Source organism: Nocardia nepalensis, assembly GCF_048910785.1.
GTDB lineage: Bacteria > Actinomycetota > Actinomycetes > Mycobacteriales > Mycobacteriaceae > Nocardia > Nocardia nepalensis.
Genome location: NZ_JBKBET010000028.1, coordinates 366,250 through 387,476, shown reverse-complemented (window position 1 = coordinate 387,476; position 21,227 = coordinate 366,250). Strand labels below are relative to the sequence as shown.

Below are 21,227 nucleotides of genomic sequence, written 5' to 3'. Positions count from 1 at the left end.
CAGAAAACGATCGATGAGGATCAATATGAATTCGCGCAAGTTCATCGTGACCGCCGCCCTGGCCGCCACCGCGGTCGGTATCGGCTCGGGCACTGTCTACGCCGAGCCGACGGCCGCACCCGTGCAGACCGAGGTGCATTACGAGGTGTCGCGCCAAGGAGATTCGGCGGTACTGAAGACCACCGATGGCGTGCTGAGGACGGTCGCCGACCAACTGGTGCTGACCGATGCCGCGGGCACCCCGGCGGCGGCGATTCCGCTGACCTATCGGATGGACAACACCGCGTATCCCATTACCGCCCGAATCGACGGCGACACCGCGGTCTTGACGCCGTCCCGGGAACGTGGCACGCCGATCGCGGATATCGCAGCGAGCGACATCATCACCCCCGAGCAGGCTGCGAAGCCGATCGCGGAATCGCTCACCCCGCGTGACCAGTCGGCCCTCGGCACGTTCGCGCAGCGGCTCACCATCGGCAGCGCGGTCAGCGCGATTGTCGGCGCGGTACTCGGTGGCGGTGTCGGCTGTCTGGTCGGCGGCGCGGCGGGTGCGACCCTTGCCAGCCCGGTCATCGCCCTGCTGCTGCCGTTTGTCGGTGCGGCCGTCGCGGGCTGCGTGCTCGGCGCGGCCACCCTGGGTGCGGTCGGTGCCATGGTCGGCCTGGTGACGGTCGGCGGCCCGCTGGCCCTGTTCTCGGCCTTCCAATACTTCAGCACCATCCTGTCGCCGTGCCCGGCCGAGCTGCCCGCCTGCAAGGACCCGATGGTTCCGGCGGCGCCGAAGTAAGGTCCCGCACCCCCGCGCCCGGCTCTTGCGTCCGGGCGCGGGGCGGTGGGCATTCGGTGCCGCCGCACCTCGGCGTCCTGCGCCAGGGCCCATTGCCCCAAGCCCTGGCCGGACTCGTCGAAGTCGGGACACCCGCCCAGAAACCGTGCACCGCAGTCGATTATGGACGCTGTCCCGGTTCGAAGGACTGGATGATTGCTGGAAAGGCTGGTCGGCGGTCACCTTGCGGATTCCTCATCCCAAAAGTCGACCGCGACAACCATTCCTCGCAGCCATGCTCCGCGACGTTCGACCATCGGAGCTCGGGAAACGGGGAGTGTATCGCTCGGGCAGGCGGATCTCCTTTGCGGATCATGGCCTCCGACATTGCGTTCCGGCCAATATATCGATGGCCTGTGTAACTATTTCGCCAGAAAGCAAGAACGCGAGCAACTTTTGGGTACCCCCTGGCACAAGCCGGGCTGGACCCGGAGGCGCGATAAATGAAGAAGTACGACCATGCGTAGAGCAACGGCGCTCTTCGCCGCATTACTGTTGGCTATCATCCTTTCCTTCACGAACGAAATGGGGTCGAAGGCTCACGCCGACAACTGTATTGGCGACTGGGCCATCGGTATCGGCGGTCTCGGGGATAACACATCGTCGGTGTTCATCCCCTTTGTGGATCAACCTGTCGGCTACAATTCGCTCGACCCGATGTCGGGATTGAACGAACTCGACCGCTTGTTCTGGCTGCATCGCAGCGAATGTCCGGACGACCACATCAGGCTGATCGGGCACAGCGAGGGCGCGGGCATCGTCCACGCCTGGGTCACCGCCCACCAGGATGTCGGCAATGCCAACGCTATTCTCCTGTCGGATCCCAAGCGAGCCCCCGGGCCCGGTTGGGGTGGCCTGTCGTCGGCTCCCGGAAGTGGGATCGTCGGTTATCCACTGGCCGGTGTCGACGACTGGTTCGGCGACTTCCCGGTGCTGACGGTGTGCAACCACGACGACCAGATCTGCGACACCTCGGCCGGATGGTGGGGCTATCTGTTCGGGGGTGCGCATGGTCGCTACGATTTCAACGTGTGGGACTACAGTGATTGGGATTCCGGTATCTGGTATCGGTAGCCAGTGATTCGTGGGGATCAGTAGCCTTGCGGCACCGGTCCCCATTGGCTGAACCCGTGCCCCATCGATGTGCATACTGCCGCACCTTGATAGGTGATCTGGCAATTCGCTCCGGCATATGTGATCGAATACTGGGGGTCGTGGTAACCCGCGGGTGCGATGCGCGGCAGCGGCGGATTTCCGCCCGGCACAGTGTGACTGCCGTTGGAGTTCCACTGAGGATGTGCCGGCCACATGGTCGAGTCGATGATGATGGCCGGCACATTCGGCATCGACACCTGCGTTCCGACATACAGCACATTCATGGACGGGGCCGGGTCTGCGAGGTCGCAGCCGACTGTGCCGTCCGCACCGATCGAGCAGTTCCAACTGCCCATAGCGAAATACGCTGTGTCCCCGACCAGTAACGGGCCGGGGCCATCATCGGCGTGCGCGGTGCTCACCCCGACCAGGCATGCGAGAATACCGAGAATTCCCCCGCAAACTCTTGCAGCGGCGACGTTTCCGGCACTTGACACGACATCTCCCTCGATGCGCAGCGAGTATTAGGTCCAGCCGACCATACAGAAAAACTATCACCAAATAGTGCAATGGCAAGAGGGCCTGTCATGGGGGCTTTCACAGCAATTGCCGCGCCGCTCACGCTCATCGGCATGTGGCGCCTTGCGGTCCGGTCGGATGCCCCTGTCGGACAAGCGATCAGGAGTAGCCGGCACGCGCCACAACCCATGCCCACTTGCGTGCCACGCAAGTACTCCTTACCAATGTTGCGCTGCAGGTCATGCCTTGGCGGGCCAATACTGATCCTCGGGAGTTCTCGACAGCGGATGTGCCGCTCTCGACGAGACATCCGATCGGTCGCGGCGCCCCTCGCCGGGCCGACTGCCACCCCACCAGGACAGGAGCCCAAGCATGCCCAGAATCGTGCGTCCGACCGCCTACGGCACACCCGATGTACTCGTCGTGACCGAGGTGCCGACACCGCGCGCGGCCGCCGGCGGCGTGGTCGTCGAGGTCCGGGCCGCAGGGGTCAATCCAATCGACTGGAAGCTCTACAGCGGGGCTTTCCACGCCGTGGACGACGACCACAAGGACGCCGCCGGGGTCGCCGCCTCGATGCCCTCGATCGGTCTGGAGTGCGCGGGCGTCGTCACCGAGGTCGGCGCGGATGTAACCGGTGTGCAGGTCGGTGACGAGGTCATCGTGTACCCCGTGACGGCCGCCTACGCCGACTACGTCACGGCTGCGGCCACGTCGATCTTCGCCAAGCCCGCGGGGATCGGGTGGGCCCAGGCCGGGTCGCTGATGCTGACCGGCACCACCGCCGTGCACGCGCTGCACGCCGCCGGCGTGGGCGCCGGCGACACGGTGCTCGTCCACGGCGGGGCCGGCGGGGTTGGCCTGATGGGCGTACAGCTGGCCGCCGCCGCGGGTGCGACGGTGATCGCCACCGCCGCCGAGCGCAACCACGCATTGTTGCGCGAGCTCGGCGCCATCCCCGTCGGCTACGGCCCTGGGCTCGCCGATCGCGTGAAAGCCGCCGCGCCGCAGGGCGTCACCGCCGCCGTCGACTTCGCCGGTACCGACGAGGCGCTCGACGTCTCGTTGGAGTTGGTGGCCGACCGCGCCCGGATCGCCTCGATCGCCGGGTCGCCACGACGCGCCGCGGTCGGCATCAAGGTGCTCGGCTATGGGCCGGGGCAGGACGCAGGCACCGAGATCCGCGGCGCCGCCCGTGGCGAACTCGTCGAGCGGGCCGGATCCGGTGCGCTGCGCGTCATCGTCGATGCCACCTTCCCGCTCGCCGAGGCCGCGAAGGCCCACGAGGTCGGCATCGTCGGACACGCACCCGGCAAGCTCGTGCTGATTCCCTGACCGGCATGTGGCTGGGTAGAGACCGTGTCTCCAACCACGCAGCCGCCGCAATCGGGCTATGGTGCCAATGTGCTGTTCTATCCGGGTTCGAAGGGGGAGTTCGCCGCATGAGCGGGTCAGACCACGTCTTCTATCCTTGGAGCGCCCAGGCGACACTGAATCCCGTTCCGATCGTCGGCGCGTCGGGCTCGTGGTTCTGGGAGGAGAGCGGAAAACGCTATCTCGACTTCTCCTCCCAACTGGTGAATGTCAATATCGGCCACCAGCATCCGGATATCGTCGCGGCGATCATCGACCAGGCACAGAAACTCACTACGATCTCGCCGACCGTCGGCAATGCGGTGCGCAGCGAACTGGCCAGGCTGATCGTCGAACGCGCGCCCGGCGACCTGAACCGGATACTGTTCACCACCGGCGGCGCGGAGGCCGTCGAACACGCGGTACGGCTGGCGCGCAGCTACACCGGTCGCACGAAAATGCTTGCCGCCTACCGCTCCTATCACGGCGGCACCGGCGTGGCGATCGGTTTGACCGGTGAGCCGCGGCGCTGGGGCGCCGAGCCGACCAATGTCGACGTGGTCCGCTTCTTCGGGCCTTATCCCTACCGATCGCCTTGGGACACAACAACTCCCGAGGAGGAAACGGCGGCGGCGCTGAAGCATCTGCGCCAGGTCATCGAGTTGGAGGGTCCGCAGCACATCGCGGGGCTGATCCTGGAGACGGTCGTCGGCACCAACGGTGTCCTCGTGCCGCCGCCCGGTTATCTCGCCGGGGTGCGCGCGCTGTGCGACGAATTCGGCATCGTCTACATCGCGGACGAGGTGATGGTCGGATTCGGCCGGGTCGGCGAGTGGTTCGCGGTGCAGGCCTACGGCGTGGCGCCCGACATCATCACCTTCGCCAAGGGCGTGAACTCCGGGTACGTCCCGCTCGGCGGTGTGCTGATGGCCGAGCAGATCGCCCAGCGCTACGACAACACGGTGTATCCCGGCGGGCTGACCTACGCGGGTCATCCCTTGGCCTGCGCGGCGGGCGTCGCCTCGATCGGTGTCTTCGAACGCGACGGCATTCTCGACCATGTCCGCTCGGTCGGCGCGGATGTGCTCGGAAAGGGCCTGGCGGACTTGGCATCTCGCCATCCCAGCGTCGGCGAGGCACGCGGCCTCGGCTTCTTCTGGGCGCTGGAGTTGGTGCGCGACCCGCACACCCGGGAACCGCTGATTCCCTTCGCCGCCGCAGGCTTCGCCGCCGAGCCGATGAACCGGGTCACCGCCGCCGCCAAGGAACGCGGATTGTGGCCGTTCAACGCGGGCAACCGCTTTCAGATCGCGCCGCCACTCACCACGACCGCCGACGACCTGCGCACCGGACTGGAGATCGTCGACGCGGTACTCGATATCGCCGACGAATACGTGCAGTAGTGGCAAGCCGCGGGAACTCACCCCGCCGGATAATACGCACAACGTGCTGCGACTGTCGGTGGTGGCGCTGACCGTGCGGTGCGGGCACCGCGGTCGCTGTGCTGCTGGCCGCGGTCCCATCTATGGCCGAATTCAGTCGAGCGCGGATTGGAAGCGCAGGGTGATCCGTCGCAGATGGGCGGCTAGTTCCTCGCCGTCCTCGATCTCGAAGTCGGCATCGATCGCGGCGAGCAGGAAGACCAGCGACTGCGGGCTGTCCGCGCCGATGTTACGGCCACCTTCGGGCCACCCCACTGGCCACATGTGCCGCGGAATCCCCGCCGGGCAGGCCGCGGGGTTCGAATCGCGGACCGCGCGGTAGTCGAAGCGCGGCCGCTGGACACCGGCAACAACATCGTGCACTGGTCGGAGTTCGAGCGCGGCGGGCACTTCGCCGCGTTGGAGGCGCCGGATCTTTTCGTCGATGACGTGCGGTCGTTCTTCCGGAGCCTGGACCGAGGCTGAGCCGCGGCGGCGCGGTTGGGTCGGCCCGTGCAGACCACACCCCGGCCGCCATGGTTAATTGGAAGCCATGACATCTGGGCACACCGAGATCTGGCACAACCCGCGGTGCACCAAGAGCCGCTGCGCGACCGAGCACCTGGACGAGGCGGGCGTCGAGTACACGGTGCGGCGTTATCTCGACGATCCGCCGACCGTGGCCGAGCTGCGCACCGTACTGGAGCGGCTGGGCGCCGAACCGTGGGAGATCACCCGGACGGGTGAGCAGATCGCCAAGGATCTCGGCATGTCCGGGTGGGGGCGCACCCCGGCCGATCGGGACAAGTGGATCGAGGCGCTGGCGACGCACGCCCAGCTGATCCAGCGCCCGATCGTGCTCACCCCGGACGGTGGCGCGGTAGTCGCGCGGGACGAGGAAACACTGCGTTCGCTGACCTGATCCGATACCCCTGATTTCCGCGTCGATTCGGCCGGCCTTTCGCGGCGAATCAGGCGGTAGGGTCGGCAAATATGAAGGTACAACTGCGCCATAGCCCCGCCTCCGCCGTCGCGCGGTGCTTCCTCGCGGGCGGCGAGCCGATGCGGGTCGAGAGCGGCGCCATGGTCGCGCATTCGGCGGGAGTTTCGTTGCAGGCCAAGGCCGAAGGCGGCATCCTCGCCGGGCTGAAGCGGTCGGTGCTGGCCGGCGAATCGTTCTTCGTCTCGACCTTCACCGCACCGCCGCAGGGCGGCTGGGTGGATGTCGCGCCCGCACTACCCGGCGACATGCTGAACCTGCAGATCACGCCCGATCGGCCGTTCTTCATCAGCCGCGGCGGCTGGATCGCGAACTCGCACGGCGTGCAGGTGGAGGGCAAATGGGGCGGTTTCGCGAACCTGTTCGGCGGTGAGGGCGGCTTCGGTCTGCGCGCGCACGGCGACGGTGAGGTGGTCGTCGGTGTGTTCGGCGCGATCGATGTGATCGATCTGCAGCCGGGCGAGCCGATCACCATCGACACCGGACACGTGGTGGCCTATGACCTGGCCATGAACTTCACCATCCGGCGTGCGGTCTCCGGGCGGTCCATCCAGTCGCTGAAGTCGGGCGAGGGCTTGGTCTTCGACTTCACCGGGCCCGGCCGGGTGCTGCTGCAGACCCGAAATCCGGGCGCCTTCGCCGCCTGGGCCGGGTCGGCGGCGTCCTCGGGCTAGTCACTCAACTTCACGACCCTCTTACCTGCTGGACACCTAACTCATGCAGAATGCAAATTTCATATCGGGTCCAGCAAGGGAATGTACATGGAGCTCCTCGAAGTCGTCGCCAACCTCTTCACCCAGGTCATGGGTGCTATGAGCGGTAGCGCCGCCTGACAGATCGCAGGCTCGTCGGCCCATCAGGTCCTGGACCTGGTGGGCCGATGGCATTCAGGCCAGCAGTTGGTCGGTGAGGATGCGGGTATCGGGGACGAACGGCCAGGTCGGGTCGGCCAGGTGTGCGCGGAGTTCGGCATCGGTCCACCACCAGCCGTCGGCGATCTCCTCGGGCTGGTGGCGCATCGGCCCGTCATGGCGCAGCTCATAGGCGAACAGATGACAGCGCATCGGTCTGCCCTGCCATTCGCCGTCCCAGGACGCCGTGGCACGCAGCGGTAGCGGGGGTGCGTCGGCGGGCAGGACGATGCCCAGTTCCTCGGCGAGTTCGCGGACCGCGGTCTGCGCCGGTGTCTCGCCCGGATCGACGACACCACCGGCGAGGCAGTCGTGCATGCCCGCGAAGACCATCTTCGTGTCGGTGCGGCGATGTACATAGATCCGCTCCCCATCGCCGGAGCGCACGAGCACGCCCGCGCTGGCGTGCCAGATCCCGTCGCGATAGACGGCGGCGCGGTCGGCCGCGCCGATCTCGCGACCCGCGGCGTCATAGACCGCGATCATCTCCGACCGAGGGTGTGCGAACACCGGTCGAGGGTAACCTGATCTCCGCACGCCACCCTGAGAGAGGACCGCCCCAGATGGTGCTTCCGCGCGCACTGGCGAAATTGAACCGCCATATCACCAATCCGATCCTCGGCCGATTGGCCGGTCGGGTTCCGCCGATGAGCATTGTCGTCCACAAGGGACGAAAATCGGGGCGCTCCTATAGAACTCCGGTGTTGGCGTTCGATGACGATGGTGTGTACCGCATCGCGCTCACCTACGGCCGCGATGTCGACTGGGTGAAGAACATCACGGCCGCAGGCGGTTTCGAGCTCGAGACCAAAGGCACAGTGGTCCTGCTGATCGATCCGGTGGTGGAACACGATCCGTCGGCGCGGTGGGCGCCACCCGTCATCCGGCAGGCGTTGAAGATGATGTCGGCCAAGTACTACTTGCAGGCTCGTCGCGCGTAGCAGCCTTGGGCACCGAACCCCCTTGTCCCAGTGGACAAGGGGGTTCGTGTCGGCTCAGGGGCGCTCGCGGGGGTCGAGCACCACCTGCGTGCCCGGTGTGGCCGCCACCTGTAGGGTGCGCAGCCGCAGCAGCGCCGGGTGCTCCTCGAGTAGACGCGCGGTGTTGGCGAGTGACCGCAGTGCCGCGGCCTCGGCGCGGGCTCGTTCGAGTTCCGCGCGACCGTGCTCCTTGGCGAGCACCGTTTCCAGTGCCGCCCTGCGCAATTCACCCGGCAGCATCAGGTCGCGGGCATTGAGCCCGTCGACGCGTATACCGAGTCCGGCTACCGCCGTGGCGATTTCGACGAGATCGCCGACAAGTAGTGCGCGGTCGGCGACGAGTTCGTCGAGGGTGTGGCCCGCCACGGCCCGGCGTGCGGCGTCCTGCACCGCGGCATAGAGCACCTGCTCCGGGTACTGCGCGCCTGTGGTGAATTCCTGCGGATCGATGACCTGCCAGTTCAACGCGTAGCTGACCCGCAGCGAGAGTCCGTCGAGGGTGAGCAGTTCCTGTCCACTGATATGCAGCAGCCGGGGCCGCATGTCCACGGCGATCAGTGTGCAGCGCTTGTCGTCGTAGCGGTGGCGTCCGGGCTCGAGCACACGCTCGAGTGTGCCGTCCCGGTACAGCAGCGTCCGCTGCCATTCCATGACCGTCGTGTACATATTTTCACTCCTCCCGTGGCGTGTGTCGTTGGCTGCCTTGTCATTTCGAATGTCACCCGGTCCCGGTCACGGGTCCGCGGCGGGGGCGTCCCGCGGCCGTAGCCGTGGAGCCCGCAGAGCCGCTCGCCGTATCCGACCGGAACCGGGTGGCATCGCAGAGGAATCGAACCTCATCCAGGCTTGCGCCCTTCGCCAGGTAAGAGACCGAGCCCGACACGGGGAACGCGGGCCGGAGATTCCGGTGCGCCCCTTGACTCGATCTCCGACAACCATAGGCATCGCGGCCGTGGGCGTGCGAATGATTTATTACCGCTGCTGCCGCTTCGGTTTCACGCCGGGTTTCGGGGCCGAGTTCACCTCGGCGACGAGTGGCATTGCCTCGGTGGCCGTTTCGGCATCGAGGCGTCGGTAGACGAAATGCTGTTGGGCCAGCGTCCACGCGTTGTTCGTGACGAAGTACAGCAGGATCGCCACCGGCAGCAGCGCGCCGCCGACAACCGCGGTGGCCGGGAATGCCCATAGGGTGAGGGAGCGCATGAACGGGAGCTGTGTGGATCCGGTCTGCCGGTCCAGTCCGGCGCGCGCCGTGAAATGCGTTGCGACAGCGGCGATGAGCATGAGCGGTAGCGCGATGATCGCCACGGCCGACAGCAACTCGCCCGCACCCGCGAGCGTTGCCGACAGGGGCGCGCCGAAGAGGTCGGCGTGCAGGAACGACTGTACGTCGGTGGGGCCGAAGAGGTAATTCGCGGTGGCGGCGTTCTGGTCGGCCGTCATGGTCGCGGTGCGCCCGAACGATAGGTAGTCGAAGGTGCCGGTGCGGTCGAACGATCGCAGCACATGGAACAGGCCGACGAAGACGAATATCTGCGCGACCAGTGGAACCAGGCTGGCGAAGGGATTGATTCCGTTGTCCTTGAACAGCTGTTGGAGTTCGGTGTTCTTGCGCTGCGGATCGTCTTTGTATTTCTTCTGGATGGCTTTGACGCGCGGCTGCAGTCGCTGCATGGCCGCCTGCGTGCGCGCCTGTTTCATGAACGGCAGGAACAGCGCGGCGCGCAGGGTGATGACGAGAAATATCACCGCGAGTACCCAGGCGATGCCACTGGCGGGACCGAGGACGGCGGCAAAGGCGGTGTGCCACAACCAGAGAATGGCGGACACCGGATAGTAAATGAAGTCGAGCATGAGAGCACCTGACTGTGCGAACGTGCGCGGGCACACGTCGATGGGAATGTTCGGCCGAATTGCCGGGCGGTATGCCGCGACCGGCAAGGGAGTCGCTACGCGGCGGCCGACCCAGGTGCTCGGGGGCGCGGACGTCCCGCGGTGTCGGGATTGCTCTGGCGCAGGAAAGAACCCCTGCGACGGCGCTGTGCCGAGGGCGGACCCGAGTGGGCCACCGCCAGCGATAGCGGAGTGCTCTGCAATGCGGTCAGCGTCAGGGCCAGTGATGCGGCGATGACGCCGAAGACGGCCAGTGCCGCCGGTTCATTCGACGGAGCCGCGGCCAGGGCGAGCGCGGGTACGACGAGTGCGAAGACCGCGAACGCCATCAGGTGTACCCGCGAGAACATGCCCCGAGCCTACCGGCCGGTGCGCCCTCCCGGCGATATAGTGACCGGGCGCTCACCGAAATTGATGATGGCCTCATCTATCGAAGGAGCAGTGCCGTGAATTCGTACGACTCTTCACCCGACGACCCGGCGAGTTCCGAATATGCCGATTACGACCCGCGCCACTACGGTTTTGCGGGAACGCCGGAGGTCATGCCCGCAACCGTTCGCATGGCCCGAACCCTGTCCTGGTGCCTGGCCGGACTCGGCATCGCACTCATCGGCTTCGCCATCGTGACCAGGAATCCGGATCTCGGGGGTGCGATCGCGTTCGGCTATCTGTTCGCCTGGTTGCTCGGTGGTGTCGCCTTCGCATTCGGCATGAACGGCCGGACCGTGCAGGTGATCGGCGTTGCGCTCGCGGCCATTTCCGGATTCCTCTGTCTCGGGTTGACGGCCGTGGGCCCGCTGCCGGGTTTCGCGGGACTGGCTCTGTCTTTCGCCGTCATCGTGATGCTGTGCAAACGGGAATCCACGGCCTGGTTCATCCGGCATCGATCGGCCGGGTAGCGACTACATTTCACAGCCGCCGTCCGGTGTGAACGGGTAGATGAGCTGGTCGACGTAGGCGGTCGGGTAGTCGGGTTTCGCGGCCATGCCGAGGTCATCGGTGACGAAGCGGCGCGCCGGATCGTAGGAATAGGTGCGCAACAGGTGATCCCAGATCAGGGTGAACAGGCCGAAATTGACGTCGCCGATACCGGCGAACTTCAGGTGATGGAAGCGATGCCCTTCGTTCAGTGCCAGCAGATATTTGGCCGGTCCGATGCGGTAGTCGGCATTGGAATGTTGCAGCAGCAGTTGGATGGCGACCGAAAGGGCAAGGGCGGCAGCCACATTCGACGGCAGCCCGATCAGGATCAGGGGAGCGACACCGGCGGCCATCTCGATGGTCTGGTGCAATGGATGTTTCATCAAACCATTGAGGCCGTAGAAGCGTTTTACGCTGTGGTGCACGGCGTGGAAGCGCCACAGGAACCCGACCTTGTGACTGGCCAGATGCACCAGGGTTATGCCCAGATCCGCGACGAGGATGGCGATGAGGACCTGGCAGATGAACGGCCACGATGTCGGCCAGATGCCGGGCGCGGGCACGATGGCGGCCAGCAGCGGAATCGAGGTGACGCTGAGCAGGATGAGCATTTCATTGACGAAGACATGGATGCGATCGCGCAGGGTGTCGTTCGAGTCGTGATTCCAGTCGGCCTCGTATGGAATCACCCGCTCCACCAGAAATGACGCGACGATCGCGACAGCGAGTACGAGCAACAGCCAAAACTTCGGCGCACCAATCGAACTCAGTGCGATACCGATGCCATTGAGGCCGATCAGCATGAAGGGCACGTAGCCGTAGCGCGCGAGACGCTGCGTGGGTGTGCGGGTAACGGTGGTCATGGGGCAAGCCTGGTCGGCGATGCCCGCGATCACTTGAACGATTCGGTCGACCTAGGGTGCGTCGCCGAGATCCCACTGGACGCGGCGGCTCAGGGCCGATGGGGGCAGGCCGAAGGTGCGGCGACAGGTGCGGGTCAGATGGGAGCTGTCGGCGAAGCCGGCGGCGTGTGCGGCGGCGGTGAGGTCGTCGCCGGAGCGTACGCGGGTTATCGCCACATGTAGTCGGAGCCAGAGTATGTAGGGGCGCAACGGAATTCCGACCTGTTCGGTGAACAGGTGGGTGAGCCTGGTCGCGGAGATGCCGACCCGCCGGGCGACCTCCGCGCCGCGGATCGGGCCGTCGCCGACCAGCGACGGCAGTAGCTCCAGCACCTCGGTGACCGCCTCGTGGCGGCCCGGCTCGACGATGTGTGAATCGTCGCGCTCGAGATCGTCGACGACTTCGGCGACCAGTTCCGCCAGGGTCTCCCGCTCCGGATCGATGGGTAGCGAATGTGCGCTGTCGGCCCATCCGTAGGTGTGGGCCCTGCGGTCGGCGGCCGCGCCCGCGACGGATTCGGGGTCGAGATAGATCGCGGTGCCGCGTTCGGCGCCGGATGCGATGCGGTGCGGTGCGTCGGCGGGCACGATGACGTGCGAGCCTTGATGCCGGATGCCGCTGGCGTCCACCACGACCACCGGCGTGCACGCGGCGATCACCTGGACGGCGTGGTGGGCGTGCAGTGCGGTGGCGCCTATGCTGCCGCCGAAGGCGAGCACGCCTGCGCGCAGCAGTGCGGTGCCCTCCCAACGCAGTTCACCGGGTGACCCGGAGACGTAGTGCACGGATCGGGGGGAGGTGGTTGCCCCGTTGGTAACCAGAGCCTTCATCATCGGACGCTCCCGGGTGACTGCGAATCCCGAATCGGATCCCTCACGGAGACTATCCCGGTCATACCGCCGCTGTCCGGGTAACGGCGACGCGATCCAGGAACTCGGTGACCAACCGACGGCGGTGGGGGTGTCCGGGAATCAACGTGCGGTTGTCGGACGCGTCAGGGGGCGAAGTCGGCGGATTCGAGACGGCGGGCCAGACGGGCCGCCGACAGGGTCATCGCATCGGCGGGCCGGTGCGGGTCGAGGCCGGTGAGTTCGTGCACGCGGGACAGACGGTAGGTCACGGTATTTCGATGCACGCTGAGTTGTCGCGCGGTCGCCAACTGGTTGAATCCGCTGTCGACGAATACCTCCAGGGTCTCCGCCAGCATCGGCTGGGTATCCAGGGGCGCGAGCACCGAGGCCAGCCCCGGCCGCGCCGCATCGCTGACCGCCACCGTGTACTCGAACTGCAAATTCGTTCGGCGACAGAGGATTTCGCGGCGAGTCAGGCAGCGGCCGAGTTCGGCGAGCACCCGCGCCTCGGCGAACATCGTCGGAATCTCCGGCCGGCTCCCCGCCGCGCCGACGCCGACCCAGTACGGCGGCACCTGGCCGGGCTGGTGCGCGGGCAGGCGGGTGGTGAGGCCGGTTATCGCGGACGTGCCGTCGTCGCCGGGTTGCAGCGGGATCAGCGCGGTCCACCCGCCCGCGTCCAGCCGCAGGAAGACCCCGGGTATCGCCTCCACCCGGTGCCGCAGCGCGGACGCGGGCCCGCCGCGGGTGCCGCACAGGCGGAATACCGCGACGAGGAAGGCGTCGGCGACCGGGATGACCGGATCATTGGCCCACTCCACCGGGTCGCGCCCGGTGAGCAGGGCGTCGGCGATGCCGCGGCGGCGCTCCAGCAGTTCCCACCGCGGATCGTGTGAGCGCTGGGTGGCCGCGGTGGCGATGCGGGTGGTTACCAGGGTGACGTACTTCAGCAGCACCAGCGAGGCGTCCAGCAGCAGATCCCGTTCGGCGGCGGTGGCCGATTCGCGCAGCCGCTCCCAGATGAAGGCCGCGCCGAGCCGATACCGATCCAGCACTTCCGGCAGTGGCGTGCCGTCGCGGAGCCGGTCCATGGCGAGCTCGACGAGTTCGCGCGTGTCCGCCTCCACGGGTTCGGTCCCGCGGCGCAGATACTCGAAGAACAGGTCCACGTTGAGCTTCGTGCCGCGCGCGAAATCGGTCTCCACCAGTGATTGCGGTATCCGCGGATACGGCGGCATCGTCGCGTAGAACCCGTCGACCAGCGACGCGGCTCTGCGGTGCAGATCGTCGAAGACTCGGGTCCGCGATGGCATCATTGAACTTCTCCGTCCCGGACCTACTTCGAGTACAGGCTCTCGATCGTATCCGTGTAGCGGGTGGCGATCGGGGTGCGCTTGAGTTTGCCGGTGGCCGTCAGGACATCGCTGCCGGGCTCCCACACCTCGGGTAGCACGATGTACTTCTTGATCTGCTCCACCCGGGAGAGTTTGCCATTGGCGGCGGCCACACCTTGCTCGATTGCCGCCAAGATCTCCGGATTCTTCGACAACCCGGCGACGGTGGTTTCGGTGAGCCCGTGGCGTTGCGCGAAGGCCCGGGTCAGATCGGGATCGAGGCAGATCAGCGCCGTATTGTAGGGCCGCTGTTCACCGATCACCACGACGGTGCCAGCGAGCGGGCAGTTCTCGGTGATGGTGTTCTCGATATTGGCGGGGGACATATTCTTTCCCGCGGCGTTGATGATGAGTTCCTTCTTGCGGTCGACGATCGAGAGGTAGCCGTCGGCGTCGATCGAGCCGATATCGCCGGTGTGCAGCCAGCCATCCGCATCGATTGTCTCGGCGGTCTTTTCCGGATCGTCGCGGTAGCCGCGCATGACCATCTTGCCGCGGATCAGCACCTCGCCGTCGTCAGCGAGCTTCACCTCGGCGCCCGGTAGCGGGGTCCCGACCGTGCCGATCTTGACGCGGTCGGGACCGTTGAGCGTCGCACCCGCCGTGCATTCGGTCATGCCGTATCCCTCGCATAACGGCAGACCGAGCCCGAGGAAGAACTCGTGCACGTCGGGCGGGATGGCCACCGAACCGGTGACCGCGGCGCGGGCCTGATCCAGGCCGAGTCGGGTGCGGATAGCGGCGAGGACCAGGCGATCGGCGAGGTGGTACCGGATTTTTTCGACCAGCCCGAGCGCGCGGCCATCGGAGGCGGCCCTGGCGCGGGCGCGTCCGGCGCGTACCGCCCACTGGACCAGCGCGCGCTTGATCGGGCTGGGTTCGGCGGCGAAACGCTCCTCGAGTGCGCCCTTCACCTTCACCCAGATCCGAGGGACGCCGAGGAAGACGGTCGGGTGCACTTCGGCCAGCGCCTCGGCGACCTGCTTCAGATCGGCGACGGTGGTGATCTCGCCGCCCTCCAGCATGGTGAGATAGTGCGCGAACCAGCGGTTGGCGGCGTGCGCGTCCGGCAGATACGAAATGACCCGGTCGCGGCCGCTCCCACCGCCGAATGTCGCTATGACGCGCGCGTTTTCGAGGAAATTGGTATGGGTGAGTTCGACACCCTTCGGCGGTCCTGTGGTGCCCGAGGTGTAGACGATGGTGAGCAGATCCTCGGGTTTCACACTGCGCCATGTGGTTTCGAAGTCGAAGCCATCCGCCTCGGCCGTCTCCACGTCCGAGAGTGCGATCGTTCCCGCCGGTGCCTCGTCGACGCAGATCACGTGCTCGACGTGATTGCCTTGGACCGCGGCCTTTTCCACGGCCTCGAGGATCTGCGGCGCGAACCGGCGTTCGCAGATCACGATCTTGTTGCCCGCATTGCCGAACTGGTACGCGAGCAAGTCGACCGGGTTGGTGTTGTACACCGAGAACGGGGTGCCGCCCGCGTGCAGGACGGCTGTATCGCAGAGATGGAATTCGGGACGGTTGGTCATCATCAACGCCACCGTGTCGCCGCGGCGCAGACCGAGGGCGGCCAGACCGCAGGCGATGGTGCGCACCCGCTGGGCGTACTCACCCCAGGTGATCGCCACCGCTCCACCCATGGTGCGCAGCGCGACCACGTGCGGATACTTCACGGCATTCGCTTGGAAAGCCGCACAAAGCGTGTCCGGACGGGCCTGGCCCGCCGGCTCTGTCGATGAAACCAAGACCCAACCTTCTACTCAATGGTGTCGAGGCCACACCGCCACCAGCGACCACGCAGCTGACCTCACCGTCACCTACCAGCACAACGCATTGGCAAACCGCGGCGCTATCGGCAAACACGCAGACTGTCGCGCTCCCCCTTATGCACCTGACCAAATCCGCCGAACCGTCAGGTTGGGTATGCCCCGTCCCCTTGCTGCCTCACCCTGCGCCACCCCGCTCGAAATCCAAAGGACAGCTCCCGCCACACCAGCGACAGTTTCGGCCACGGAACCAAGATCAGGTGGCACTGGCGGCGGGGGCTTCTCGGGCGATGCCGCCATGGATTCCACCTGATCTTGATCAGGCGCAGGGGGGCGAGGGGGTGGGGGGTTGGAGGGGGAGTTGGGGGGTGGTGAGGGTGGATGTGGCGTTGGGGGAGAGGCAGTTTTGGCCCGCGCTGCCCAGGCGGCCGCCGCCGAAGTCGAGGATGGAGGGCGGGGTGAGGGTGCCGTCGGATTGGGCGAGGGTGATCTCGCCCGGGAAGGTGGAGCGTTCGATGGAGCCGGTCAGGGTCAGGTCGCCGACGGTGCGGACGTGTAGGTCGGCGACTGCGGTGTCGCTGAGGGTGGTGTCGGAGATAGCGAAGCTCATCTCGTGAGTGGCCGGATTACCGCCGTTGGGGGAGTAGGCGTAGACGCCGATGCCGTCGGCGCTGCAATGTTCGAGGTGGGCGTTGCGCAAAGTCAGCGCGGTGTGGTCGTCGCGGCCGAAACTCGCGGAGAACAGGCAAGTTCCGAGATTGCCCGGCACCAGCGGGTTGAGCGCGGCGCCGGGAAAGTTGGAGCCCGCGGCGGTGAGCCCGTCGATGGTCATGGCGTGGCGCGCGCCCTCGGCGCTGAGGTTGAGGTTCTGCACGATATCGCCGGGCACGTCACGGAATTCGCTGTTGGTGAGGATCACCTCGCTGTCGGGGGTGCCATTGCTGGTGACGAATTCGAGGCCGTTGGCGGAGAAGTGGCCGCCGCCGTGCGCGTAGGTGTTGTGGTCGATGGCGATGCGCATCCGCGCCCGGCCAGCGGCATTGACGAAGATGCCCTCGCTGTCGGCGACCGCGTTACTCGGATCCGCTTCGGGCACAGCGATATTGCGCTGAGTATTGCCGTGCAGGGTGGCGGTGAGCGCCGAGGTTCCGGTGCTCTGCAGGCCCATGGCGAGTACCGAGAGTTTGGCCAGGCCCTCGTTGACGTTCTCGGCGAGATTGTCGATCAACGTGGCGGTGACCTGGGCCGTGCCCGAGGTGCGCACGTCGATGCCGTCGCCACAGGCGGTGTCGCGCACCGTATTCCGTTCCAGGGTGAGCGAGCTCGAACCGCTGTCGGAGTCGATCATGATGGCGGCCCAGCCGTTATTCAGGGCGACCAGATTCGGGGCGACCGGCAGCGACATGCCGAACGGGACACCGAGCATCGGCGGGAACGGCTGGACGATGAAGCCGTCGTGGCAGGCGCGGTTGGCACCGGTGACGGTATTGCCCGCGAGGACCACGCCGCCGATATTGCGCCCGTAGATGCCGCCACGCTGCGCGCCCGCGACGATCAGGTCGCGGACCTCGGTGTCAGGGGCCAGGCGCACCGCGTCACCGTCATTGGCGGCGGTGGTATTGGTGAGCGTGCCGCCGCGACCGACGAGGTGCTGGCCGGACTTCAACGCAATTCCCCCGTCGAGCGGAGCGGGGGCGGCGAGGACGATGATGGTGTCGCCCGCGTCGGATGCCTGCTGGACCGCGGCTAAGGTATTGAAAGGTGTTGCCTCCGTCCCGTTTCCGCCGGGCACGGCGGCGGCGCTGACGTACCAGGTTCGGCCCGGCTCGGCGGCCGCGTGCACGGTAGTCGCGGCGGCCAGCACCGCGCAGCACAGGGCGCTCACCGCGGCGGACCGCAGCGCAGACGAAGTCATGTCATACCTTTCGAACCGCACGCACCGGCGATCGGGACCGGCGTGAGGTCCAGCTCACCCGGGTGCCGCGGGCGGCGGTATCGGCAGTATGCCGAAGCCCACCCGCGATCTTTGTGCGGGTGCCCAGGCGGGTGATGCCGGATCGGTCCATTTCTCGTCGGGATTCGGTCCGCCGCTGATGCCGAAGTCGTATGGTGAGACTCGGCGAGCAGGACCTGCCGTGACCCGGGACGGGTCCGTCCTCAGGTGAAGGTCGCCTCGCCACCCGCGGAAAAAACCTGCGCCGCGAGAGCGAGGAGCGAGCCGTGCTGGAAGAGCGAGCAACCTTGACTGCCACCACCGAGGGAGTGCTGGAGTACATCGGCGCCGAGGAAGTCGAATACGTCGATATTCGATTCTGCGACGTTCCCGGTGTCCAGCAACATTTTTCGATTCCGGCCGCCGCATTCGGCGCTGATCTGGTCGACAACGGGATCGCCTTCGACGGTTCGTCGGTGCGGGGCTTCCAGTCGATCCACGAGTCCGATATGTTGCTGCTGCCGGACCTGGGCACCGCGAAATTGGATCCGTTCCGTGCCGCGAAGACATTGAATCTGAACTGCTTCGTACACGATCCGCATACCCACGAGGCCTATAGTCGCGATCCGCGCAATATCGCGCGCAAGGCCGAGGAGTATCTGAAGAGCACCGGCATCGCCGATACCGCCTATTTCGGCCCCGAGGCGGAGTTCTACATCTTCGACGCCGTGCGTTACGACACGAAAATGAACGGTGCCTTCTACGAGGTGGATTCGTCTTCCGCCGACTGGAACACCGGTGCGAAGTACAATCCGGACGGCACCATCAACCGCGGCTACAAGGTGCGCGCCAAGGGCGGTTATTTCCCGGTGGCCCCGTATGACGCCGACGTCGATGTGCGCGACCGGATGTGCACCAACCTGCAGAACGCGGGCTTCGAATTGGAGAAGGGCCACCACGAGGTCGGCACCGCGGGCCAGGCCGAGATCAACTACAAATTCAACACCCTGCTGGCCGCCGCCGATGATCTGCAGCTCTACAAGTACATCATCAAGAACACCGCGTGGGCCGAGGGCAAGACCGTCACCTTCATGCCCAAACCGCTGTTCGGTGATAACGGTTCCGGCATGCACGTGCACCAATCGCTGTGGCTGAACGGCACACCGCTGTTCTACGACGAGGCGGGTTATGCGGGCCTGTCCGATCTGGCCAGGCACTATATCGGCGGGCTGCTGCGTCACGCGTCGTCGCTGCTCGCGTTCACCAATCCGACCGTGAACTCCTACAAGCGTCTGGTTCCCGGTTTCGAGGCGCCGGTCAATCTCGTCTACAGCCAGCGCAATCGTTCAGCGGCCATACGCATTCCGGTCACCGGCGCCAATCCGAAGGCCAAGCGCCTCGAATTCCGCTGCCCCGACTCCTCTGGCAATCCCTACCTGTCCTTCGCCGCCATGATGATGGCCGGTCTGGACGGCATTCGCCGCAAGATCGAACCCGCCGCACCGATCGATAAGGACCTCTACGAACTGACCCCTGAGGAGACCGCCGAGGTCACCCAAACCCCGCCGAGCCTCGAAAGCGTCATCGATCGCCTGGAAGCCGATAACGACTACCTCACCGAGGGCAATGTCTTCACCGACGACCTCCTGGAAACCTGGATCCGGCTCAAGCGCGACACCGAGATCTCCGAGATCAATGTCCGCCCCCACCCCTACGAATTCGACCTCTATTTCGACGTGTAGACCTCGGGGTCGAAATCAGTCGATATGGAGTTCGCCATTGATGGTGGTGAACGCGGTCGGGGTCAGCCCGAACATGGCGCGGAAGGTGTCGCTGAAATGCGACGGGGAGGCGAAGCCCGCGTCGACGGCGGCCCGGGTGAGGTCGTGGCCAGCGGCATAGGCCTTGGCCACGTGCAGCATCCGGGCCCATTGCACGTAGCGGCGGAAGCTGGTGCCGGTCTGTTCGGCGAAGGTGCGCAGGAAGTAGGAGGTGGATAGTCCTGCGGCGCTTGCCTTTTCGGCGGCGCGCTGCGGTTGGGTCGGGTCGGCGCGGATGGCCGATGCGACTGCGGCGATGCGGGGATCGCGGATGGTGGGGACGGGGATGCTGGCGAGCTCTAGGAGGCGGTCGATATCCGGCGCGGGATCGGCGCACATCTCGATCAGCTCGGCCTCGTGCCGGTGGTCGGCGCTGTAGCCGTGGACGGTGCGCCGCATCCCGCCGAGACAGCGGGCCATATTGGCCGAGGTCGGGTCGAAGAAGCAGAAGAGCTTGGCGACGTCGGTGTCCAGGATGTGGTGGCTGACGCGGGCGCGGAAGAGGAAGCTGCGGGCGGTGATATCCGGAGCATCGGCCACCCGGACCCGGAACGGGCCGTCCAATCCCACCCCGAGACCGGCGATCGCGGTGGAGTGTGCGCCGAGGGCCATCCCGGGCCCGATGTAGATCGCGTGTCCGAGCCGCAGCCACAGCCGCGCCGGAGTGACCGCGATGTCGGGGGCGCACGTTTCTGGAAGTGCCGACCGTGCCATGTCCGCGACGATACAGAAAGTCGCAGGACAGACGGGAGATCAGAGATGAAGCTGGATGGGCAGGTGGAGTCGGCCTTCGAGCTGCGGGAGGTGACGGTCGATGGCGCACGGCTGCGCTATGTCGATGTCGGGCAGGGCGATCCGCTGGTACTGCTGCACGGGTGGCCGGAGAGTCACGCCGCGTGGCGGCACCAGATCGGGCCGCTCGCCTTATCGCGCCGGGTCATCGTGCCGGACTGGCTCGGGTGGGGTGCTTCCGACCGGGATACGGCATTGAGTTGTGACTATGACAGCGAGGTCGAGCGGATCGGGCGCATGCTGGATGCGCTCGGTTTGGAGCGTGTCGATCTGGCCTGTCACGACTATGGCGGCTTCCTGGGATTGGGTTTTCTGCAGCGTCATCCGCAACGGGTGCGCCGCTTCGCGATCCTGAATTCGCGGGCCCAGGGCGTCTTCACACCGCCGTACTACCTGTTGTTCGGCTTGCTGACGGTAATGGCACGCATCGCGCTGCTGCGCCCGCTGCTCACCGCAGCACCGATCCGCTGGGTGCATCGCGTCGGTCTCGCACGCTATGTGCGCAACGGGTCCTTCGGCACCGAACAGCTGAGCCGATACCTCGCCGCCCTGGACACCGTGGCCGGTCGCCGCTGGAATGCCCACTTCTGGTCCGGCTACCGCGTCCGCGTCCGCCCGGAACTGGCCGTCGGACTCGATGCGATCAGCTGCCCGACGACGGTCATCTGGGGTGACCGCGACCCGGCCATTCCCTTGCGCACCGCCCAGGAACTGGCCGACCGCATCCCATATGCCACGCTCGTCCGCATCGACGGCGGCAACCACTTCGTCATGGAGGAGCGTCCCGACGAGGTCACCGCGGCACTGCGCGCCTGGCTCCTGCGCCCGGCGACATAGCCC

At 66.3% G+C, this 21,227-nt stretch carries 22 protein-coding genes; 10 read left to right on the top strand and 12 right to left on the bottom strand.

Features of this window, described 5'->3' with window-relative positions:
- The first annotated feature begins 25 nt into the window (after positions 1-25).
- Together ACHQ4I_RS22535 and ACHQ4I_RS22530 are read left to right on the top strand one after the other, a co-directional pair.
- The gene (locus tag ACHQ4I_RS22535; protein WP_420773776.1) at positions 26-787 is read left to right on the top strand and encodes a DUF8020 domain-containing protein; all 762 of its coding nucleotides are present in this window, start codon (positions 26-28) and stop codon (positions 785-787) included.
- 498 nt (positions 788-1,285) lie between these two features.
- Complete coding sequence (locus tag ACHQ4I_RS22530; protein ID WP_420773775.1) at positions 1,286-1,900, top strand: cutinase family protein; 615 nt, start codon at positions 1,286-1,288, stop codon at positions 1,898-1,900.
- Positions 1,901-1,917: 17 nt separating this feature from the next.
- Here ACHQ4I_RS22530 and ACHQ4I_RS22525 read toward each other — a convergent pair whose 3' ends face one another.
- Positions 1,918-2,418, bottom strand: coding sequence for a hypothetical protein (locus tag ACHQ4I_RS22525; protein WP_420773774.1), 501 nt, complete (start codon positions 2,416-2,418; stop codon positions 1,918-1,920).
- A 394-nt stretch (positions 2,419-2,812) separates the two neighbouring features.
- Between ACHQ4I_RS22525 and ACHQ4I_RS22520 the strand changes: the two genes are divergently transcribed.
- Together ACHQ4I_RS22520 and ACHQ4I_RS22515 are read left to right on the top strand one after the other, a co-directional pair.
- Complete coding sequence (locus ACHQ4I_RS22520) at positions 2,813-3,775, top strand: NADP-dependent oxidoreductase (RefSeq protein ID WP_420773773.1); 963 nt, start codon at positions 2,813-2,815, stop codon at positions 3,773-3,775.
- 107 nt (positions 3,776-3,882) lie between these two features.
- Positions 3,883-5,196, top strand: a complete 1,314-nt coding sequence (locus tag ACHQ4I_RS22515) for an aspartate aminotransferase family protein (RefSeq protein ID WP_420773772.1) — start codon at positions 3,883-3,885, stop codon at positions 5,194-5,196.
- Positions 5,197-5,328: 132 nt separating this feature from the next.
- Here the strand turns inward: ACHQ4I_RS22515 and ACHQ4I_RS22510 are convergent, their stop codons facing one another.
- Positions 5,329-5,598, bottom strand: a complete 270-nt coding sequence (locus tag ACHQ4I_RS22510; RefSeq protein WP_420773771.1) for a hypothetical protein — start codon at positions 5,596-5,598, stop codon at positions 5,329-5,331.
- 169 nt (positions 5,599-5,767) lie between these two features.
- On the opposite strand from ACHQ4I_RS22510, the gene ACHQ4I_RS22505 reads away from it, so the two are divergent.
- Together ACHQ4I_RS22505 and ACHQ4I_RS22500 are read left to right on the top strand one after the other, a co-directional pair.
- Positions 5,768-6,136, top strand: coding sequence for an arsenate reductase family protein (locus ACHQ4I_RS22505; RefSeq protein ID WP_420773770.1), 369 nt, complete (start codon positions 5,768-5,770; stop codon positions 6,134-6,136).
- 71 nt (positions 6,137-6,207) lie between these two features.
- Positions 6,208-6,888, top strand: coding sequence for a TIGR00266 family protein (locus ACHQ4I_RS22500; protein WP_420773769.1), 681 nt, complete (start codon positions 6,208-6,210; stop codon positions 6,886-6,888).
- 213 nt (positions 6,889-7,101) lie between these two features.
- Here the strand turns inward: ACHQ4I_RS22500 and ACHQ4I_RS22495 are convergent, their stop codons facing one another.
- Positions 7,102-7,611 (bottom strand): NUDIX hydrolase, encoded by a 510-nt coding sequence (locus ACHQ4I_RS22495; protein WP_420774178.1) that lies wholly within the window; start codon positions 7,609-7,611, stop codon positions 7,102-7,104.
- Positions 7,612-7,688: 77 nt separating this feature from the next.
- Here ACHQ4I_RS22495 and ACHQ4I_RS22490 point away from each other — a divergent pair, with 77 nt between their 5' ends.
- Positions 7,689-8,066, top strand: a complete 378-nt coding sequence (locus ACHQ4I_RS22490) for a nitroreductase family deazaflavin-dependent oxidoreductase (RefSeq protein WP_420773768.1) — start codon at positions 7,689-7,691, stop codon at positions 8,064-8,066.
- A 54-nt stretch (positions 8,067-8,120) separates the two neighbouring features.
- Here ACHQ4I_RS22490 and ACHQ4I_RS22485 read toward each other — a convergent pair whose 3' ends face one another.
- The 3 genes from ACHQ4I_RS22485 to ACHQ4I_RS22475 form a co-directional block, all read right to left on the bottom strand.
- On the bottom strand, positions 8,121-8,771 hold the full coding sequence (locus ACHQ4I_RS22485; RefSeq protein ID WP_420773767.1) for a slipin family protein: 651 nt from the start codon (positions 8,769-8,771) through the stop codon (positions 8,121-8,123).
- A 306-nt stretch (positions 8,772-9,077) separates the two neighbouring features.
- Positions 9,078-9,959 (bottom strand): membrane protein insertase YidC, encoded by an 882-nt coding sequence (gene yidC, locus ACHQ4I_RS22480; RefSeq protein WP_420773766.1) that lies wholly within the window; start codon positions 9,957-9,959, stop codon positions 9,078-9,080.
- 95 nt (positions 9,960-10,054) lie between these two features.
- A complete protein-coding gene (locus ACHQ4I_RS22475) occupies positions 10,055-10,348 on the bottom strand; it encodes a DUF6412 domain-containing protein (protein ID WP_420773765.1) in 294 nt (97 codons plus the stop codon).
- A 96-nt stretch (positions 10,349-10,444) separates the two neighbouring features.
- Here ACHQ4I_RS22475 and ACHQ4I_RS22470 point away from each other — a divergent pair, with 96 nt between their 5' ends.
- Entirely contained in the window at positions 10,445-10,897 is a 453-nt protein-coding gene (locus tag ACHQ4I_RS22470) for a hypothetical protein (protein WP_420773764.1), read from the top strand.
- A gap of 3 nt (positions 10,898-10,900) precedes the next feature.
- Here ACHQ4I_RS22470 and ACHQ4I_RS22465 read toward each other — a convergent pair whose 3' ends face one another.
- The 5 genes from ACHQ4I_RS22465 to ACHQ4I_RS22445 form a co-directional block, all read right to left on the bottom strand.
- The gene (locus ACHQ4I_RS22465; RefSeq protein WP_420773763.1) at positions 10,901-11,782 is read right to left on the bottom strand and encodes a sterol desaturase family protein; all 882 of its coding nucleotides are present in this window, start codon (positions 11,780-11,782) and stop codon (positions 10,901-10,903) included.
- A 51-nt stretch (positions 11,783-11,833) separates the two neighbouring features.
- A complete protein-coding gene (locus ACHQ4I_RS22460; RefSeq protein ID WP_420773762.1) occupies positions 11,834-12,652 on the bottom strand; it encodes an AraC family transcriptional regulator in 819 nt (272 codons plus the stop codon).
- 164 nt (positions 12,653-12,816) lie between these two features.
- Complete coding sequence (locus ACHQ4I_RS22455; protein ID WP_420773761.1) at positions 12,817-13,989, bottom strand: PucR family transcriptional regulator; 1,173 nt, start codon at positions 13,987-13,989, stop codon at positions 12,817-12,819.
- 20 nt (positions 13,990-14,009) lie between these two features.
- Complete coding sequence (locus ACHQ4I_RS22450) at positions 14,010-15,821, bottom strand: AMP-dependent synthetase/ligase (protein ID WP_420773760.1); 1,812 nt, start codon at positions 15,819-15,821, stop codon at positions 14,010-14,012.
- Between the two features lie 340 nt (positions 15,822-16,161).
- Positions 16,162-17,757 (bottom strand): hypothetical protein, encoded by a 1,596-nt coding sequence (locus ACHQ4I_RS22445; RefSeq protein ID WP_420773759.1) that lies wholly within the window; start codon positions 17,755-17,757, stop codon positions 16,162-16,164.
- A gap of 326 nt (positions 17,758-18,083) precedes the next feature.
- Here ACHQ4I_RS22445 and glnA point away from each other — a divergent pair, with 326 nt between their 5' ends.
- On the top strand, positions 18,084-19,517 hold the full coding sequence (gene glnA / locus ACHQ4I_RS22440; protein ID WP_420774177.1) for a type I glutamate--ammonia ligase: 1,434 nt from the start codon (positions 18,084-18,086) through the stop codon (positions 19,515-19,517).
- 15 nt (positions 19,518-19,532) lie between these two features.
- Here the strand turns inward: glnA and ACHQ4I_RS22435 are convergent, their stop codons facing one another.
- A complete protein-coding gene (locus ACHQ4I_RS22435; protein WP_420773758.1) occupies positions 19,533-20,309 on the bottom strand; it encodes an AraC family transcriptional regulator in 777 nt (258 codons plus the stop codon).
- Positions 20,310-20,354: 45 nt separating this feature from the next.
- Between ACHQ4I_RS22435 and ACHQ4I_RS22430 the strand changes: the two genes are divergently transcribed.
- Positions 20,355-21,224 (top strand): alpha/beta fold hydrolase, encoded by an 870-nt coding sequence (locus ACHQ4I_RS22430; protein WP_420773757.1) that lies wholly within the window; start codon positions 20,355-20,357, stop codon positions 21,222-21,224.
- The last annotated feature ends 3 nt before the right edge of the window (positions 21,225-21,227 follow it).